Source organism: Actinosynnema sp. NPDC059797 (assembly GCF_042732085.1).
GTDB lineage: Bacteria > Actinomycetota > Actinomycetes > Mycobacteriales > Pseudonocardiaceae > Actinosynnema.
Genome location: NZ_JBHWIE010000139.1, coordinates 1 through 17,904 on the forward strand (window position 1 = coordinate 1; position 17,904 = coordinate 17,904).

At 74.7% G+C, this 17,904-nt stretch carries 15 protein-coding genes and 1 pseudogene; 6 read left to right on the forward strand and 10 right to left on the reverse strand.

Features of this window, described 5'->3' with window-relative positions; all coding sequences use genetic code 11:
- Positions 1-387, forward strand: a pseudogene (locus tag ACFV4N_RS25870) (hypothetical protein); the annotation flags it as partial.
- A 99-nt stretch (positions 388-486) separates the two neighbouring features.
- Here the strand turns inward: ACFV4N_RS25870 and ACFV4N_RS25875 are convergent.
- The gene (locus tag ACFV4N_RS25875) at positions 487-1,014 is read right to left on the reverse strand and encodes a CGNR zinc finger domain-containing protein (protein ID WP_499675188.1); all 528 of its coding nucleotides are present in this window, start codon (positions 1,012-1,014) and stop codon (positions 487-489) included.
- Positions 1,015-1,052: 38 nt separating this feature from the next.
- On the opposite strand from ACFV4N_RS25875, the gene ACFV4N_RS25880 reads away from it, so the two are divergent.
- The gene (locus ACFV4N_RS25880) at positions 1,053-1,988 is read left to right on the forward strand and encodes an EamA family transporter (RefSeq protein WP_499675189.1); all 936 of its coding nucleotides are present in this window, start codon (positions 1,053-1,055) and stop codon (positions 1,986-1,988) included.
- Positions 1,989-2,009: 21 nt separating this feature from the next.
- Here the strand turns inward: ACFV4N_RS25880 and ACFV4N_RS25885 are convergent, their stop codons facing one another.
- Together ACFV4N_RS25885 and ACFV4N_RS25890 are read right to left on the reverse strand one after the other, a co-directional pair.
- Positions 2,010-2,831 (reverse strand): hypothetical protein, encoded by an 822-nt coding sequence (locus ACFV4N_RS25885; RefSeq protein ID WP_499675190.1) that lies wholly within the window; start codon positions 2,829-2,831, stop codon positions 2,010-2,012.
- Between the two features lie 115 nt (positions 2,832-2,946).
- Entirely contained in the window at positions 2,947-3,825 is an 879-nt protein-coding gene (locus ACFV4N_RS25890; protein ID WP_499675191.1) for a Vgb family protein, read from the reverse strand.
- Positions 3,826-4,204: 379 nt separating this feature from the next.
- Between ACFV4N_RS25890 and ACFV4N_RS25895 the strand changes: the two genes are divergently transcribed.
- The 4 genes from ACFV4N_RS25895 to ACFV4N_RS25910 all read left to right on the forward strand — a co-directional run bounded on the left by ACFV4N_RS25895 (position 4,205) and on the right by ACFV4N_RS25910 (position 10,253).
- Positions 4,205-4,309, forward strand: coding sequence for a hypothetical protein (locus tag ACFV4N_RS25895; protein WP_499675201.1), 105 nt, complete (start codon positions 4,205-4,207; stop codon positions 4,307-4,309).
- A gap of 109 nt (positions 4,310-4,418) precedes the next feature.
- Positions 4,419-5,399: an L-glyceraldehyde 3-phosphate reductase gene (gene mgrA, locus ACFV4N_RS25900; RefSeq protein WP_499675192.1), complete on the forward strand. Its 981-nt coding sequence runs from the start codon at positions 4,419-4,421 to the stop codon at positions 5,397-5,399.
- A 173-nt stretch (positions 5,400-5,572) separates the two neighbouring features.
- Positions 5,573-9,262, forward strand: a complete 3,690-nt coding sequence (locus ACFV4N_RS25905) for an nSTAND1 domain-containing NTPase (RefSeq protein WP_499675193.1) — start codon at positions 5,573-5,575, stop codon at positions 9,260-9,262.
- Between the two features lie 76 nt (positions 9,263-9,338).
- A complete protein-coding gene (locus ACFV4N_RS25910) occupies positions 9,339-10,253 on the forward strand; it encodes a phosphate/phosphite/phosphonate ABC transporter substrate-binding protein (protein ID WP_499675194.1) in 915 nt (304 codons plus the stop codon).
- A 27-nt stretch (positions 10,254-10,280) separates the two neighbouring features.
- Here ACFV4N_RS25910 and ACFV4N_RS25915 read toward each other — a convergent pair whose 3' ends face one another.
- The 7 genes from ACFV4N_RS25915 to trpD form a co-directional block, all read right to left on the reverse strand.
- Complete coding sequence (locus ACFV4N_RS25915; protein ID WP_499675195.1) at positions 10,281-10,745, reverse strand: YybH family protein; 465 nt, start codon at positions 10,743-10,745, stop codon at positions 10,281-10,283.
- Positions 10,746-10,795: 50 nt separating this feature from the next.
- Positions 10,796-11,917, reverse strand: a complete 1,122-nt coding sequence (gene rho, locus ACFV4N_RS25920; protein ID WP_499675196.1) for a transcription termination factor Rho — start codon at positions 11,915-11,917, stop codon at positions 10,796-10,798.
- A gap of 293 nt (positions 11,918-12,210) precedes the next feature.
- Positions 12,211-14,631 (reverse strand): CHAT domain-containing protein, encoded by a 2,421-nt coding sequence (locus ACFV4N_RS25925; protein WP_499675202.1) that lies wholly within the window; start codon positions 14,629-14,631, stop codon positions 12,211-12,213.
- Positions 14,632-14,916: 285 nt separating this feature from the next.
- A complete protein-coding gene (locus tag ACFV4N_RS25930; RefSeq protein WP_499675197.1) occupies positions 14,917-15,105 on the reverse strand; it encodes a hypothetical protein in 189 nt (62 codons plus the stop codon).
- Positions 15,106-15,489: 384 nt separating this feature from the next.
- Complete coding sequence (locus tag ACFV4N_RS25935) at positions 15,490-15,705, reverse strand: hypothetical protein (protein WP_499675198.1); 216 nt, start codon at positions 15,703-15,705, stop codon at positions 15,490-15,492.
- Between the two features lie 170 nt (positions 15,706-15,875).
- On the reverse strand, positions 15,876-17,045 hold the full coding sequence (locus tag ACFV4N_RS25940) for a trans-sulfuration enzyme family protein (protein WP_499675199.1): 1,170 nt from the start codon (positions 17,043-17,045) through the stop codon (positions 15,876-15,878).
- Between the two features lie 79 nt (positions 17,046-17,124).
- On the reverse strand, positions 17,125-17,904 hold a 780-nt coding region (gene trpD, locus ACFV4N_RS25945), incomplete at its 5' end, for an anthranilate phosphoribosyltransferase (protein ID WP_499675200.1).

Sequence of the window (17,904 nt, forward strand, 5' to 3'; positions counted from 1 at the left end):
TACTGGCACACCGCGCTGCGCCGCTGGGTCGTCGAACCCGGCGCCTTCGCGGTCGAGGTGGGCGCGTCGTCCCGGGACCTCCGCCTGCGCGCCGTGCTGGACCTGCCGGGGGAGGCGGTCGTGCCGCCCCTGTCCGCGGACTCGACGGCCGAGCAGTGGCTGGCCCACCCCTGGGCGGCCGGGCGGCTGCGCGAGGTCATCGCCGGCACGCCCACCGAGGCCATGCTCTTCGACCCGCGATCGGGTCGGATCGTGCGGGCCATCCCGCTGCGCAGGCTCGCCAGGTTCCCCGGCTCGCCGCTGGACGAGCGCTGGCTGGAGGAGACCGCGGCGGCCGCGAACGAGCACCGGCCGGAGGAGACCGCGGCGGCCGCGGACGACCGCTGACCCGGGGCGCGGCAGCCCTCGCCGCTCCCCCTCGGGGACCTGCTCCCTCTCGGGCCTGCTCCCTCCCGGTCCGGTCCTCCCGGCCTACTTCCTCCTGGCCTACTTCCTCCTGGCCCGGTAGGCGGCCACCGCGATCCGGTTGCCGCACGTCGTGCTGCAGTAGCGGCGCGAGCGGTTGCGCGACAGGTCGAGCACGAGGCCGTCGCACGTCCCGTCCGCGCACACCGACAGCCTGCTCATCTCGTCCGCCCGGATCACGTCGATCATCGCCATGGCGGTCTCGGCGACGATCCGGTCGGCCAGCGGCGTGTCCGGGTGGACGACGTGGATGTGGTAGTCGAGCCCGTCGTGCCGCACCAGCCTGGGCACCGCCCGGTGCGCGGCCAGCACCTCGTTGACCAGCTCGACCGCCGTGTCCCGGTCGCTGGTCAGCAGCCTGCGCAGCGGTGCCCGGAGGGCGCGGACCGCGTCCAGCTCGCGCGCGTCGCCGGTGCGCGACCCGGTGTAGCGGTGCCGGGCGTAGAACGCGTCGAGCCACCCGGCGGTCAGCGTGTCCGGCTCCACCGCCGAGTTCACCAGCTCGACCGCCGCGAGGAGGGACGCGGTCGTGTCATGGGTGAAGACCATGTTGACAGATTACCCCGGGCTCCATAGCGTCATGTGCCATGGCCACGATGACTCATGACAGCCGGGTGAACGGGCGACTGGGCGCGGGACTGGGCCTGGCGCTGGTGTCCGCGTCCTCGTTCGGCCTGTCCGGACCGCTGGGCCGGGGGCTGATGGAGGCCGGCTGGTCCTCGGCGGCCGCGGTGGCGGCCCGCGTGCTGCTGGCGGCGCTCGTCCTGGTCCCGGCCGCGCTGGTCCAGCTGCGCGGCAAGCGGCACCTGCTGCGCCGCAACGCGCCGGTGGTCGTCGCGTACGGCCTGGTCGCCGTCGCCGGGTGCCAGCTCGCCTACTTCAACGCGGTGGCCCGCATGGACGTCGGCGTGGCGCTGCTGGTCGAGTACACCGCCCCGGTCGCCGTGGTGCTGTGGCTCTGGCTGCGCCACCGCCAGCGCCCCAGCCGGCTGACCGCGGTCGGCGCGGTGCTGGCCGTCCTGGGCCTGCTGCTGGTGCTCGACCTGCTCTCGGGCGCCGCCGCGAACGTCCCCGGCATCCTGTGGGCCCTGGGCGCCATGGTCGGCGCGGCCGTCTACTTCGTCCTGTCGGCGCGGGAGGAGGACGGCCTGCCCGGCACCGCGCTCGCCGCGGGCGGCCTCCTGCTCGGCGGCCTGGCGCTGCTGCTGGCGGGCGCGGTCGGCCTCGTCCCGCTCGCCGCGACCACCCGCCCGGTGGCGTTCGACGGCTTCACCGCGCCCTGGTGGGCGCCCGTGCTGCTGCTCGGCGTGGTGACCGCGGCCCTCGGCTACGTCACCGGCATCGCGGCGACCCGCCGCCTGGGCGCGCGCCTGGCGTCGTTCGTGGCGCTGACCGAGGTGCTGATGGCCCTGGTGTTCGCCTGGCTGCTGCTCGGCCAGCAGCCGCGCCCCGTCCAGCTCGTCGGCGGCGTGCTCACGCTGCTCGGCGTCGTGGTCGTGCGCCTGGGCGAACGCCGGCCGTAGCGCGGCCGGCGCCGGCCGGCGTCACCGGGTGGCGCGGAACTCGCCGAACAGCTCGGGCAGGTAGAGCAGGAGCAGCTCCACGGTGCCGATGGTCCCGGAGATCGGGTCGAGCCTGGCGTAGGAGTAGGCGATCGCGCAGCCCTTGTAGGACGGTGTCGACTCGCTCACGTCGGTGAACCAGTCCAGGAACGACACGCGCCGCACCGCCAGCTGCGGGTGCGCCAGCACGCCGTAGAGGAGCAGCAGGTCCTGCGCGACCGGGCGGTTGCGCAGCGTCCACCGGTACAGCTCCGAGAACTGGAAGAAGCGGCGCTCCACGGCGGTGGGCCGCAGGCCGTGCACCCGCTCGGCGAGCGCGACGCCGTGCTCGGTGGACGCCTGCTCGGCCTCGCCCCACGCCCGGTCGTGCGCGTCGCGGTCGGTCAGCTCGCCGCGGCTCAGCGCGGTCAGGTAGGCGGCCCAGCGCGCCGAGCCGGGGTTGCCGAACCCGTCGGTGGAGCGGCCGAGGGCGATGGCGATCCCGCGCTCGACACCCTCCAGGATGGCCGCGTCCACGTGGGACACCCAGGTGCCGGGCGCGCCGAGGCCGCGGTCCCGGAAGAACGCGATCACGCCCTCGATGTTGCGCCACCGGTCGGACGCGCCCAGCTCCGCCGCCGGTCCGCTCTGGAGGGCGCGCAGGAACTCCAGCCGCTGGTCCATGGTCATCAGGTCGATGTCGGCCGCGGTGCAGTCCAATTCGGTCGCGCACCGGTAGGGCTCCCGGGGCGCCGCCGACGCCTGGACGGGCGTGGTGAGACCGGCGAGGAACACGAGGACGAGGAGCCAACCGAACCGCTGCACACGGGGAAGGTAACGCCTGGGGGACGGTTGTCACGCCCGAAACCACTCGTCCGGAGGAGTGTGGTCCGAACCAATCAAGATGACGCTGCTCCGGGTGGCGTGATCTTGGGTCCGCTCAGCCGATCGGGACGCGCGCCAGCGAGCCGTTCTCCAGGGCGACCCACAGCGCGCCGTCCGGGCCGACCGCGAGGCCGTGCGGTTCGGAGCCCGGCGTCGGCAGGTCGTGCTCGGTGACGACACCGTCCTCGGTGATCGAGCCGACCCGGTTGGCGCCCCACTCGGTGAACCAGCACGTCCCGCCGACCGCGGTGATGGCGTGCGGCCGGGACGCCCGGTCCGGCAGCGGGAACTCGGTCACCTCGCCCCCCGGCGTGATCCGCCCGACCTGGCCGGCGGCGATCTCGACGAACCACAGCGCGCCGCCGGGCCCGGCCGTGATCCCGACCGGCCCGGCGCCCGGCGTCGGCAGCGGGTGGACCGCGACCTCGCCGGTCACCGCGATCCGGCCGATGGCGTTCGCCTGGTTGAGCGTGAACCACAGCGCGCCGTCGGAGCCCGCCGCGATGGCGGACGGGAACCCGCCGGTCACGGGCAGCGGGAAGCCGGTGACCTCGCCGGAGACCGAGACGCGGCCGATCCGGTCGGCGGTCGGCTCGGTGAACCACAGCGCGCCGTCCGGGCCCGCCGTGATGCCGTAGGGCCCGGACCCGGCCGCCAGCGCGAAGCCCGAGACCTCGCCGGCCGCGGTGATCCGCCCGATCCGGTCGGCCCGGTACTCGGTGAACCACAGGGCGCCGTCCGGGCCGGTGGTGATGACCGTCGGACCGGCGTCGGGCTCCAGCGCGAAGCCCGTCACCCCGCCGCCCGGCGCGAACCGCCCGATCCGGCCGCTGCGCACCAGCGTGAACCACAGCGCGCCGTCCGGTCCCGTGACCACCCCGTACGGGCCGCCGTCCTCCACCGCGTGCTCTTCGATCACCACGTCGACCACCATAAACAGGTCGCCCCCGACGCGCGGCCGGTGGGATGGTGCCGGATGGACGGGCACGGCATCCGACGCGCTCACCCGGACCTGCTCCGCGAACGGGGGCACGTCCGGGTGGCGCGCGGATCGCGTTCTGCGGGCGCAAGAACTGGTGGAGCCGGTTCGGCGGACCCGACGAGATGCCGGTCGGCGAGCCCGGCGGCCCCGACACCGAGGTCTTCTGCTCCTTCCCGGACGTCGGGCACGACACCCGGTTCGGGCGGTTCCCGCACCCCAACTCCGACGGCGGGCGGTTCCTGGAGATCGGCAACTCCGCGTTCACGGCCTTCCGCCGGACCGCGACCGGGTTCGCGGAGCTGCCGCGGCGGTGTTCCTCGTCGCCGACGGCGTGCGCCCCGGCAACCGGCTCCAGGGGTACGTGCTGCGGCGGCTCGCGCGCCGCGCCGTGCGGTTCGCCTTCGACCTGCGATCACCTTTATATCTTCAGTGTTGACAAAATAGAGTCCTCGGTCTCCGGCGGGAGTGGCCGACCGCCTCGGTGGACCAGAATTCACCCGACCTGACGACGGCGGGAGCCACCGCCGTGAGCACGAGGGAGAACCGTGACCCACCTGGCCGCTGAAGCGCGGTACGAAGCCATGCCCTACCGCAGGTCCGGGCGCAGCGGGCTCAAGCTGCCCGCCGTGTCGCTGGGCCTGTGGCACAACTTCGGCCACGACAAGCCCCTGGACGGCCAGCGGGCCATCCTGCGCCGCGCGTTCGACCTGGGCGTGACCCACTTCGACCTGGCCAACAACTACGGCCCGCCGCCGGGCTCCGCCGAGGAGAACTTCGGCCGGGTCTTCGCGCAGGACTTCCGGCCGTACCGGGACGAGATCCTGGTGTCGACCAAGGCGGGCTACCTCATGTGGGACGGCCCGTACGGCGAGTGGGGGTCGCGCAAGCACCTGGTCGGCTCGCTGGACCGGTCGCTGGGACGCCTGGGCCTGGACTACGTGGACGTGTTCTACCACCACCGGCCGGACCCGGACACGCCGATCGAGGAGACGATGGGCGCGCTGGACCACGTCGTGCGGTCGGGCAAGGCGCTGTACGTGGGCATCTCGAACTACTCGGCGGAGCAGACGCGGGTGGCGGCGCGGGTGCTGCGGGAGCTGGGCACGCCGCTGGTGATCCACCAGCCGTCGTACTCGATGTTCAACCGGTGGGTTGAGGACGGGTTGCTGGACGTGCTGGGCGAGGAGGGCGTCGGCAGCATCGCGTTCTCGCCGTTGGCGCAGGGCGTGCTGACCGACCGGTACCTGGGCGGGATCCCGGAGGGGTCGCGGGCGGCGGGTTCGTCGCCGTTCCTCGACGCGGGCAGGCTGGACGAGGCGACGCTGGCGCGGGTGCGGGCGCTCGACGGCATCGCGAAGCGGCGCGGTCAGACGCTGGCGCAGATGGCGATCGCGTGGGTGTTGCGCAACGCGACCTCGGCGTTGGTCGGCGCGTCGAGCGTGGGTCAGCTGGAGGACAACGTGGCGGCGGTGGCGAACCTGTCGTTCGACGAGGCGGAGCTGGCGGAGGTCGAGCGGCACCTGTGAGCGGTCCGGGCCGCCGGTGGTGGGCCGGCGGCCCGGATCCCTTGGGGGACCGGGGAACGGGGCCAGGGGAACGGGACCGCGGGAATGCGGCCTGCGGGCTCGGGTGAAACCGGGCGGTGGCGTGAGGCGTCCCACTAGCATCGGGGGTCGGGGTCGATGCCGGGGGGAGGCACGTGGCCAGGGTCTTCATCAGCCACGCCACCGCGGACCTGGAGGTCGCGCGGGAGGTCCGGGACTGGTTGGCGGCCGACGGCCACGACCCGTTCCTGGCGGCCCACCTGGGTGGCGGGATCGCGGTCGGGGAGGACTGGAAGCAGCGGCTGTACGCGGAGCTGCGGCGGTCGGACGCGGTGCTGTGCGTGGTAACCGGGGCGTTCGTGGCGTCGAACTGGTGCGCCGCCGAGGTGGGGATCGCGGACCTGCTGGGTTGTCGGTTGCTGCCGTTGCGGGTGGAGGCGGGGGTGGTGCACCCGCTGATGGAGCACCTGCAGTACGCGGAGTTCGCGGCGGCGGGGGTGCGGGAGCGGCTCGACCGGGCGTTGCGGCAGGTGGAGGCGGGTGGCCGGACGCGGTGGCGTGACGGTGAGAACCCGTTCCCGGGGTTGGAGCCGTTCACGTCGGCGTTGAGCGGGTTGTTCTTCGGCCGGGACGAGGAGCGGCGGGAGCTGGCGGGTTTGCTGCGCGCGGACGCGCGTGGCGGGTTGTTGGCGGTGGTGGGGCCGTCGGGGTCGGGCAAGTCGTCGTTGTTGCGGGCTGGCCTGCTGCCGTCGTTGGAGTTGGAGCACGACTGGTTGGTGGTGCCGCCGTGGTTGCCGGGCGAGGACCCGCGGCGGGAGTTGGCGGTGGTGCTGGCGGCGCGGGCGGCGCGGCAGGGGTTGGCGTGGTCGGTCGACGAGGTGCGGGGTCGGCTGGACGCGGAGGACGGGTTGCGCCGCGTGGCGGAGGAGCTGGTGGCCACGCGGGCGGGTGGTGGTCGGTTGCTGGTGGCGGTCGACCAGGCGGAGGAGCTGTTCACCCGGGTCCCGGAGGGGGAGCGGGAGGCGGTGGCGGCGCTGCTGCGGGAGGCGCTGGAGGGGCCGGTCCGGGTGGTGGCGACGTTGCGGTCGGAGTTCCTGGACGACCTGCGGGCGCTGCCGGCGCTGGCGGGGGTGTCGGTGGGGGCTTACGTGCTGGCCCCGTTGGACCGGGAGGTGCTGCGGGAGGTCATCACCGGGCCCGCGCGGGTGGCGGGGTTGGGCGTCGACCCGAAGCTGGTGGGCAGGCTGGTGGCGGACACCGGGAGCGGTGAGGCGCTGCCGCTGCTGGCGTTCACGTTGCGGCGGTTGGCGTCGGGGTGCTCGCGGGGTGACGAGCTGTCGGCGGACCGGTACCGGGTCATCGGCGGGGTGCACGGCGCGTTGGCGCGGCACGCCGACGCGACGTTGGAGCGGGCGGTGGCGCGCAGCGGGTTGTCGTCGGACGAGGTGTTGTCGGGCCTGGTGCGGTTGGTGGGGCCGGGGCACCGGGGGCGGCGCCCGGTGGACGTGGCGGGGTTGCCGGGTCCGTTGCGGGTGGCGTTGGAGGTGTTCGTCGACCGGCGGTTGCTGACGGCGAGCGGTGACGGCTGGGTGGGGGTGGCGCACGAGGCGCTGTTCACCGCGTGGGAGCCGTTGGAGAGGGCGGTGGCGGAGCGGTCGCGGGCGTTGCAGGCGGCGTGGTCGGCGGAGCGCGCGGCGGCGGAGTGGGAGGCGGAGGGGCGGTCGGCGGCCTACCTGTGGGAGGCCGACCGGGTGGAGGTGGCGCTGGCGGCGTTGGGGTTGCCGTCGGGTGCGGCGGGTGGTGCGGCGCCGCTGGTGGGGTTGGAGCCGGCGGCGCGGGAGTTCCTGGAGGCGGCTCGGCTGCGGGCGGGCGAGGTGCGGGGGCGGGAGCACCGGCGGCGCAGACGGGGTGTGCTGGTGCTGTCGGTGCTGCTGGTGTTGGCGCTGGGCGCGTCGGTGGTGGCGGGGGTGCAGTGGGGTGTCGCGCGGGGTGAGCGCGACACGGCGGCGGCGCGTGCGCTGGTGGCGCAGGCGGAGGCGGCGCGGGGGAGTTCGCCGCGGTTGGCGTTGCGGCTGGGGTTGGCCGCCCACCGCCTGCGGCCGGGGCCGGAGACGCACGCGGGGTTGGTGAACACGCTGATCACGACCCGGTACGCGGGGGCGTTGCCGGGTGGTGGGTCGATGTCGGCGTTCTCGCCGGATGGCCGGGTGTTGGCGGTGGGCGGTGGTCCGGGCGTCGGGGTGGTGCTGTGGGACGTGTCGGACCCGTTGCGGCCGCGCCGGTTCGACGCGCCGCCGGCGGTGGGCGGTGACCGGTCGGTGGCGGCGTTGGCGTTCCCGGCGGGCGCGGGTTCGGTGTTGGCGGTGGCGGAGTCCGGTGGCGAGGTGGCGTTGTGGGACGTGGCGGCGCCCGACGCGCCGAGGCTGGTGGGGCGGGTGGCGCACGGGGCGCCGGTGACGGCGTTGGCGTTCTCGCCGGACGGTCGGGTGCTGGCGGTGGGCGGGTCGACCGGGTCGACGGCGCTGTGGGGTGTGACGGGGCCGGCCCCGGCGGTGCTGGCGACGCTCGACGACCACGCCAGCCGGGTGTCGTCGTTGGCGTTCTCGTCCGCGGGGGTGCTGGCCACGGGCAGTGACGACGGGACGGCGGTGTTGTGGGACGTGGTCGACCCGGGGCGGCCGGTGCGGCGGGGTGGGCCGCTGGCGGACGGCACGGGGCGCGCGGTGTCGTCGTTGGCGTTCTCGCACGGGCGGGACCTGCTGGTCACGGGGCGGTCGGACGGCACCGCGGACGTGTGGGAGGTGGGTTCGGGCCAACGGCGCGGCGTGCCGTTGGCCGGTCATCACGGGGTGGTGTCGGCGGTGGCGTTCGTGCGCGGCTCGGACCTGCTGGTGACGGGCGGGGACGACGGCGCGGCGGTGCTGTGGGACGTGGCGGACCCGGGCGCGCCGTCGAGGTCGGGCGCGCCGCTGGTGGGCCACGGCGGTCCGGTGACGTCGGTGTCGCCGCGCCCGGACGGCGCCCTGCTGGTCACGGCGGGCCCGGGTGGTGACCCGGCCCTGTGGGACCTGGTGGAGCGGCCGCGGCAGGTCGGCCCACCGCTGACCGGTCACGACGTGCTGGTGACCTCGGTGGTGTTCGAGGGGTCGACGGTGGTGACCACGGGCGCGGACGGGGTGCGGTTGCGGTGGGACGTCGGCGACCCGGAGCAGCCCCGGCAGGTGGGTCGGGACCGGTCGGCGGGCCGGTCGCTGAACTCGCTGGCGGAGTGGGGGGACGTGGACGCCACGGCGGGCGGGGACAACTCCGTGGTGCTGTGGGACAGGGCCGCGGACCCGCCCCGGCCGCTGGCGACGTTGACCGGGCACAGCAACGCGGTGACGGCGGTGGCGTTCTCGCCGGACGGTCGGGTGGTGGCGGCGGGCAGCGCGGACGGCGCCACGGTGCTGTGGGACATCGGTGACCGGGGGAACCCGCGTCGGCTCGGCCGGCCGTCGGCGGGGCGGACGTCGTCGGTGACGGCGGTGGCGTTCTCCCCGGACGGCCTGGTGGTGGCGGTCGGCGACGCCGGCGGCGGCGCGGTGCTGTGGGACGTGGCGGACCCGAACCGGCCGCGGCCCCTGGGCAGGCCCCTGGTCGGGCACACCAGGGCGGTGAACTCGCTGGCGTTCTCGCCGGACGGTGCTCTGCTGGTGACCGCGGGCTCGGACGGGACGACCCTGCTGTGGGACATCGCCCCGCTCAGCGACGTGGTGGAGCGGGCGTGCGCGGTCAGCGGCGGCGGGCTCGACCCGGAGGAGTGGCGGCAGCACGTGCCGGGCCTCGACCACCGGCCCACCTGCTAGACCGGCCTCCGGGTCGGCTCACGTGCCGGACCGGCGTGCCCGCCGGACCGGCCCTACTGCTCGGGAGGGCATCGCGATGGGACGTCGCAGGACCGGGGCCGCGTCGGTCGTGCTGGTGCTGCTGGCCGCGTGCGGCACGGCTCCGCGGCCGGAGCCGGTGTCGGAGCCGCTGGTGTTCTCCGCCAACCCGGTGGGCAACTCGATGACGCTGTACCAGGCGTTCCGGACGACCATCGAGATGCTGCGGGAGGAGACGGGTCGGGAGATCCGGATGCAGGACGCGAGCAGCTACGACAGCCTGATCGAGAGCGTGCGGACCGGCGAGGTGGACTTCGCCGCGTTCGGCCCGCTGTCCTACGTGATGGCCAAGGAGCGGGGCGCGCCGATCACGGTGGTGGCGGCGCAGGTGAAGGAGAAGGGCCTGCCGGCCGGGTACCACGCCTACGGCGTGACCCGACCGGGGTCCGGCGTGGAGTCGTTGGCGGACGTGCGCGGCCGCGCGGTCTGCTACGTCGACGCGGCCTCCACCGCCGGTTACCTCTACCCGAGCGCGGCGCTGGCCGAGCTGGGCATCAACCCGGATACCGACGTGCGGGCGGTGTTCGCGGGCAGCCACGAGGCGGCGGTGCTGGCGGTGGTCAACGGCCGGTGCGACGTGGGGTTCGCCTTCGACGCGATGGTGGACCGGCACCTGGTGGAACGCGGCCAGATCGGCGCGGGCGACGTCACCCGGGTCTGGGAGTCGGGGCTCATCCCGGGCGCGCCGATCGCGGTGTCGGACCACCTGCCGGGCGAGGTGCGGGACAGCCTGGCGGCCGCGCTGCGGGACAAGGCGAACTCCGACTACCTGCGCGACCACGGCTTCTGCCAGGGCGAGTGCCCGCTGGGCGACGCCGACTCCTACGGCTACGCGCCGGTGGACGACTCGTTCTACGACGAGGTGCGCGAGGTTTGCCGGATCACCCGGCACCGGACCTGCCGGGGCGGCTGACCCGCCGGGGCCGGCCGGTCCCGCGCGTCACCGGTCGAACGCGGCGAGGTCGTCCTGGGCCGCGGCCGCGGCGAACGCCCCCGCGGTCGCGGTGTCGTCCTCGTCGGGCTCGTAGTCGACCGCGATGCGCCACCGGTCGGTCTTGCGGCAGAAGACGTGGAAGTGGCCGTGGACCTCCTTCGGCACGCCCGAGCGGCGCATGGTGATGCGGAACAGGCCGCGTTCGCTCGATGCCCCGTCGGAGGCGTTGCGCTCGGTGAAGCGGAACTCGATGGCGATGGCGTCGCCGTTGGCGGCCACCCGTTCGAAGAACGAGGTGATGTCGGCGGTGTACCCGGCGTGGTCGCGGATCTCGCCGGTCGCCGCGGTCACCCGGATCAGGTCGGGGCCGTGGAGGGCGAGGAACCCCGCCGCGTCGAGGTCCCGGTAAGCGCTCCGGAAGGGTTCCCACACGTCCTGGTTCAGCTCGCGGAGCAGGGCCTGGGACGTCACCGGTTCGTGGTCTCCATGTGCGGGAGTGTAAGCCCGCCGGGGCGAGCCGATCAGCCGCGGGCGAGCTGGACCAGGAACTCGGCGTTGGTGCGGGTCTTGCGCAGGCCGTCCAGCAGCACCTCGGCGTCGCGCCCGTCGAGCGCCCGGCGCAGCCGGTGCGTGACGGCCAGCTCCTCCGGCGACATCAGCAGCTCGTCGCGGCGCGTGCCGGACCGCTCCAGGTCCACGGCCGGGAACACCCGCCGCTCGGCGAGCTTGCGGTCGAGCTTCAGCTCGGCGTTGCCGGTCGCCTTGAACTCCTCGAAGATCAGGTTGTCGCCGACCGAACCGGTCTCGACCAGGGCGGTGGCGAAGATCGTCAGCGACCCGCCGCCCTCGACGCTGCGGGCCGCGCCGAGGAACCGCTTGGGCGGCAGCAGCGCGCCCGAGTCGACGCCGCCGGTCAGGACGCGCCCGGAGGTCGGCGCGGCCAGGTTGTAGGCGCGGCCCAGGCGGGTCAGCGAGTCCAGCAGCACCACCACGTCGCGGCCCTGCTCGACCAGCCGCTTGGCGCGCTCCACCGCCAGCTCGGCGATCGCGGTGTGGTCGGCGGGGGAGCGGTCGAACGTCGAGGCGATCACCTCGGCCGCCACGCCGCGCCGCAGGTCGGTCACCTCCTCGGGCCGCTCGCCGACGAGCACCAGCATCAGGTGGCACTCGGGGTGGTTCGCGCCGATCCCGCGGGCGATGGCCCGCAGCACGGAGGTCTTGCCGGCCTTCGGCGGCGCCACCACCAGCGCCCGCTGGCCCTTGCCGACGGGCATCACCAGGTCGACCACCCGCGTGGTCAGGTCCTCGGGCCCGGTCTCCAGGCGCAGCCGCTCGGTGGGGTGCACCGGGACCAGGTCGGCGAACGCGGGCCGCGGAGCGCCCGGCGGCAGGCCGTTCACCTCGTCGACCCGCGTCAGCCGGGGCTGCCCGCGCCGGCCGGCGGGCGGGGTGGCCGCGCCGGACACCAGGTCGCCGCGCCGCAGCCCGAACCGCTCGACGAGCGAGCGCGGCACGACCGCGTCGTCCGGGCCGGGCAGGTAGCCGCTAGTGCGGAGGGAGGTGGTCGCGCCGGCGACGTCGAGGACGCCGGTGACCGAAGTGGACAGTGGGGTTTCTTGTTGCCTGGACAGGGTTGCGGTCATGGTCGGGGTGGTGTCCTTCCCGGACGGAGCGGCCCGTGCGGGCACGGGGCCGGTGTGAAGGCGGTGTGCCACGAGAGGTGGGTTCGCGCCTGAGGAGAATTTCCCGCGGGAGGCATGGCCAACATCCGCCGGACGTGGCCATGGTAGCGCGGGGTGCCCGCCGCCCGCAACGCTGAATCGGGTGAGGCACTGGGGCGGGGCGCGGCCATGCCTGGCGTGGCGCGGGAAACCCGGCTCGGTGATCGATGGCGGCAAGTGCCGCAGCTGGTGGAACCGGCGTGATCGGGCGGGTGTCAGCCCCGGCCGCTGCCCAGGCACACGAACGGGCGGCGCATCGGGTCGACCGCGATCGCGTCGGCCAGAGCCACCGCCGGGCGCGCACCGGCGGCCAGGCGGCGGTGGTAGTCGTCCATCGCGGCGGCGCACGCCTGGTCCCCGACCCGGCTCAGCGGCGCGATCACCGTCTTCGCCCCGCTGGCGAGCAGCGCGCTGGCGAACCCCAGCGGCTCGTCGCCGGGTCGGATGCGGTTGAGGGCCAGTTCGCAGGCCGCCAGCACCACCTGCTGCGGCGGCGTGGCGAGCCCGGTGATCTCGTGCGCGTAGAGCGGCCCGTCGCTCAGCTCCAGCCGGGAGAACAGGGCGTTCTCCGGCTCGTGCACGCCGTGCGCGGCCAGGTGCGCCACCTCCGCGCCGTCCAGCGCCTCCAGCACCGAGGACACCGCCGCGCCCTCGCCGGACATCAGCCTGGCCGTGCTGTAGTGCGCGCCCAGCTTGTCGATCTCGCCGACCGCCGCGGGCAGGCCCGGGCCGCGCACCAACACCGTCCGCTCGTCGGCGCGGCGCTCGGCGCGGTCCGCCGCCAACCAGGCGGTGGCCGAGGGCACCACCACTGCGGGCCGCGCGTGCAGCGTCGGCAGCACGCCCCACGGCACCGCATACAGCGCCCCGGTCGGCACGATCACCAGTTCCCGGTCGCCGATCAACCCCGCGAGGGGCTGCACGAGCTGCGAGTCGAGCCGGTCGGCCTGCTTGCGCGCCGACGCCGTCATCACCCGCGCCAGCGCTTCCGGCAGGTGGTCCGGCGCGACCGCGTTGAGGTCGGCGTTGAGCATCCGGGCGCTCTCCGCGGCCGCCTCCGCCGAACCGAGCCGGGCCAGCCGGACGCCGGAGTCCAGCACGACCACCGCGACCAGCGAGTCCTCCGACGAGGCGTAGCTGACCAGGGCGCGGTCGCCCAGCTGCGCCATGACCTCGGTCAGCCCGGCGACCGGGCGCGGCCTGCCCCACCGGCCGCTGTGCCAGCCGAGGCGGTTCGCCTCGCGCAGGCGCTCGGCGTAGCGGCTGCGCAGCGCCGCCGTGGGGTGGCCGTTGTGCTCCGCCTGGTGGATCGACTGCGCCAGGCCGCGCACCTCGGCGATCCGCTCCGCCAGCTCCGGGTCGTCGAGGCGGGTCAGCGGCTCGTAGCGGTAGGTCTGCGCCCGGGTCCGCTCCAACCAGGCGAACAGCCGCCGGGCGTTCCCGTCGGCCAGCACCAGGTTGACGGCCAGCTCGGCCAGTTCCCGGCCGTGCAGCGCGGTACCCGACAGCAGCTCCAGGCCGCCCATCCGGTCTCGCACGTGGTCGAGGTCGGTCAGCCCGGCCCTGATCTCGGCGAGCGCGGCCGCGCGCTCCCCACGCGCCACCGCCAGCTCGGCCCGGCACAGGCGGCGCAGCATCCGCTGGTCGATCGGGGTGAGCCTGCCCGGCCGGGGCACTCGGTCGAGGATCGCCGCCGCCGCGTCGACGTCGCCGCGGCGGATCTCCAACCTCGCCGCCAGCGTCCGCGCCAGCGCCGCCTGCTCGGCCAGCCTGGGTGCGGGCAGGCCGTCGGCGAAGGACAGGACCCTCCTGGGCAGGGACCGGCGGACGCGACCGGACCGCAACGCCATCACGGTGTCCACGCGCAGGCCGATGAGCGTGGCGTTGGCGACGCAAGTCTCGCACCCCCAGCGGCGCATCCGCTGCCGCGCCGAGGCGGCCATCGCCCGAGCCAGGTCCAGGTCGCCGGTCATGTACGCGGCGACGGCCCGGTACAGCTCCACGTCGGCCAGGTTCCGGGTGATGTCGTGCTCGGCCCGCAGGACGGGGAGCAGGGCGCCGAGGTGGCTGCCCGCCTCGTCCACCAGGCCGGCGGCCATCAACGCCTGCGCCCGGTGCAGGCCGAGCAGCGCCGGCACGTCGAGGGCCTGTTCGCGGTAGGCGCGCTCGCTGTTCTCGTAGCGCCGGAGGGCGGCCGGCACGTCCCCGATCCGCAGGTCCAGCTGACCCAGCGCGTGGCTCGCGTCGGCGGCCCTGGACGACAACCCGTGCTCGGTCGCCAGGGCGATGGCCCTGGTCAGGTCCTGGCGCGCCGGGCCGATCGCGCCCAACCTCGTGTGCGAAGCCCCACGGCTCCACAGGGTCTTGACGACCGGTTCGACGACGGACGGCACGAGGTCGCCCGCCGCGAGCCTGCGCTCTCCGTGCTCCAGCGCGGAGCTGAAGGCGAGGAGCGCGTCCTCGAAGAACCCCGCGTTGAACAGCAGCAGGCCGCGGTTGTGCTCGACGCTGGCCCACAGCTCCGCCTGGAGGAGGGGGTCTGCCACGTGCTCGATCAGCGGCCGCACCTGGGCCAGCCCGGCCAGACCCGCGGTCGGGCCGGTGGCCTCCGCCGTCAGCGCCGCCAGCGTGGACATCAGCCGGATCCGGGTCACCAGCCACTCGCCCCGGACCACCGGGTCCGCGGGGTCGATCGCGTTCGCCAGGGCCAGGCCCCGGCGCAGCAGCCGCACCGCTGCTCGATGCCTCCCCGAGCACGACGCGTCCACCCCGCTGAGGTGCAGTTCGCGTGCTTTGCGGACGGCTCCGGCGTCATCGTGCGATGAGTTGACGGGCACCCATCTATGACATCACAAGACACGCACGGGCAATGCCCGCCGACCGGTGACCGGTCGACGGGCATCGCCATCACTTTTGACGCGTCAGAGCACGGTCTTGTGGACGCAACCACCACCCGTGCACATGGGCGACATGCCGTCGCCCTCATGGGTGTGCTCCTCGTCCGACCGGTGCGAGTGCTCCTCGCGCCGCTCCTCCTCCGCGGCCGGGACCTCGACGGCCTCGGTCGGGATCTCTTCCCCCAGGAATTCGGTTTCAGCGGTCGTAGACATGGCGATCTTCCTCCCCTGATGATCATCCATCTCAGCCCCCCAGTGACCCCCGTCACTGCGCTGAGTCAGTTCGGCGGCCCCTCGTTCCGCTCGAACGGACCAATAGTCGCACAACGGAGTAGTAAGAGAAGTGGTTTTTCTGCACTGCCTGTAGCAACTAGCCGTTGACATGCGAAAACGGCCTAGCATTCACCTGATCGGGCAGTGGTCGGGGATCGGTCGACAACGGTTCGACGGGTGGCCTGAATCGCGAGGTCCCGGACAAACCGGACCCCCTCGTGGAAGATCGCGTGGCTCGTGGAAGATCGCGTGGAATACCGGTCGCGGGCGCGCGCAGTCGTTCACACCGCCGAACCGGTCACCCGGGCGAACCGCTTTTCCCGCCTACCGCACCGGCCTCGGATCGGGCTCGCGGGACCCGTTGCCCGCGAACTCGCGCGGACGCCCCTCGTCCGGTTCCCCGAAGTCCACCAACCCGACCAGCAGCGCGCCGAACAGGCACAGCGCGGCCACCCACCATGCCCACGTCACCCCGTCGACCACGGCCACCACGGCGTTCGTCGCCCCGGCCGCCATCAGCGCCAGCAACACCCAGGTCATCACCTGTTCGTCGCCGTCGGCCCTCGTACCCGGTCCTTCCATCACAGCCCCCAGTCCCCTCACCGCCTCTATCGGCCGATCGGACGCTCCGGTTACACAGGGGCACCGGTCGGGTGACGCGAGTGGCCCCGCCGCGAGCACCGGCGGGGCCGCCCGGCCCACCCCGGACCTCACCCCAGGGCGCGCGCGATGTCCGCCCACAGGTCGTCGACGTGCTCGATGCCGCACGCGATCCGCACCGTGCCGGCGCCGATGCCCGCCGCCGCGAGCGCCGCCTCGTCCAGGTGCCGGTGCGACGTCGTGGCCGGGTGCATGGTCACCGTCTCCGTGCCGCCCAGCGACCCCGCGTTGAGCACCAGCTCCAGCCGGCCCATGAACGCGTGCGCCGCCTCCGCGCCGCCCGCCAGGTCGAACGCCAACGTGCCGCCGTACCCGCCGTCGAGCAGGGCGGTCGCGCGGGCGTGGCTCGGGTGGGACGGCAGGCCCGGGTGGTGCACGGCGGTCACGGCCGGGTGGTCCGCCAGCAGGGCCGCCAGGCGCCCGGCCGTCTCGCACTGCCGGCGCACCCGCAGCGCCAGGGTCTTCATCCCCCGGAGCACGAGCCACGCGGTGAACGGGTCGGCGACCGTGCCGAACTTGATGGCCCGCTCCCAGGTCCGCCGGTAGCGGTCGGCGTCGGCGAACACGGCGACCCCGCCCACCACGTCGTGGTGACCGCCCAGGTACTTGGTGGCGGAGTGCACGACGACGTCGGCGCCGTGCTCGACCGGACGGCACAGCAGCGGCGTGGCGAAGGTGTTGTCCACCACGCCGAGCAGGCCCGCCTCCCGCGCCACGCCGAGCAGCCCCGGCAGGTCGGGCACGTGACCGGTCGGGTTGGCGATGGTCTCCAGCACCAGCACCCGCGAGTTCGGCCGCAGGGCGGCGGTCAGCTCCGCCGGGTCGACCGCGTCGACGTAGGTGACCTCCACGCCCCAGGTCGAGGCCAGCTCCCGCAGCACGGCGTAGGTGCCGCCGTAGAGGGCCTTCTGCGCGATGACGTGGTCTCCCTGGCGCAGGGCCGCCAGCAGCACCGAGGACATCGCGCTCGACCCCGAACCGGTCGCGAGCGCCGCCGCGCCGCCCTCCAGGCCGGTCATCGCGTCCTCGAACGCCCGCACGGTGGGGTTGCCGTAGCCGCTGTAGGAGAAGGCGCCGGTCGGCCCGCTCATGGCGGCGGCCACGTCGACGGGGTTGTCGAAGGCGAAGATCGCGGTCTGGTGGATCGGCACGGACACCGGACTGCCGCCGGGCTCGGGCGCGCTGATCCGGACGGTCCTGGTGTCGGGGTGGGTCGTCATGCACCCATCCTCGGCCGGGGACGACCCGGGTGCGCCGCCTGACTCGCGTGACCTGGGGAACACCCGCGCGCCCCGCGCGTCACCGACCCCGCGCCACGCGCCCGGCGACCTCGACCCACCGCTCCAGCGCCGCCCCGGCCGCCCCGCTGTCGACGGCCTCGGCGCACCGCCCCAGCGCACCGGCGAACCGGTCGAGGAGGGGCGCGTCGGGATCCCCGGCCACGACCAGGGCGGCGGCGGCGTTGAGCAGCACCACGTCGCGCACCGGACCGCGTTCGCCGGCGAGCGCGGCACGGGCGATCCGGGCGTTGTCGGCGGCGGCGCCACCGCGCAGCGCCGCGGGATCCGGGCGCGGTATGCCCAATTCGCGTGGATCCAGCACCGACGCCGTGACCTCGCCGTCCCGCACCGCCCACACCCGGGACGTCGTGACGGTGGTGAGCTTGTCCAAGCCGTCGCCGCCGCGCACCACCAGGGCTCGCCGCCCGCGCGCGGCGAGGACGTCGGCCACCAGCGGGGCCATCCGCGCGTCCGCGACCCCGACCACCTGGTGCCGCGGGTCGGCCGGGTTGACCAGCGGGCCCAGGACGTTGAACGCGGTGGGCACGCCCAACTGCCCGCGCACCGCGGCGACGTGGCGCAGACCCGGGTTGAACACCGGTGCGAACAGGAACGTGATCCCGGCTTCGGCGGCCACCCGCGCGGCCTGGTCCGGCGTCAGCTCCAGCGGCACGCCGAGCTGCTCGACGAGGTCCGCGGCGCCACCGGTCGACGACGACGCGGCCCGCCCGCCGTGCTTGACCGCGGTGAGAGCGGTCGCCGCCACGACCACCGCCGCCACGTTCGAGACGTTCACCAC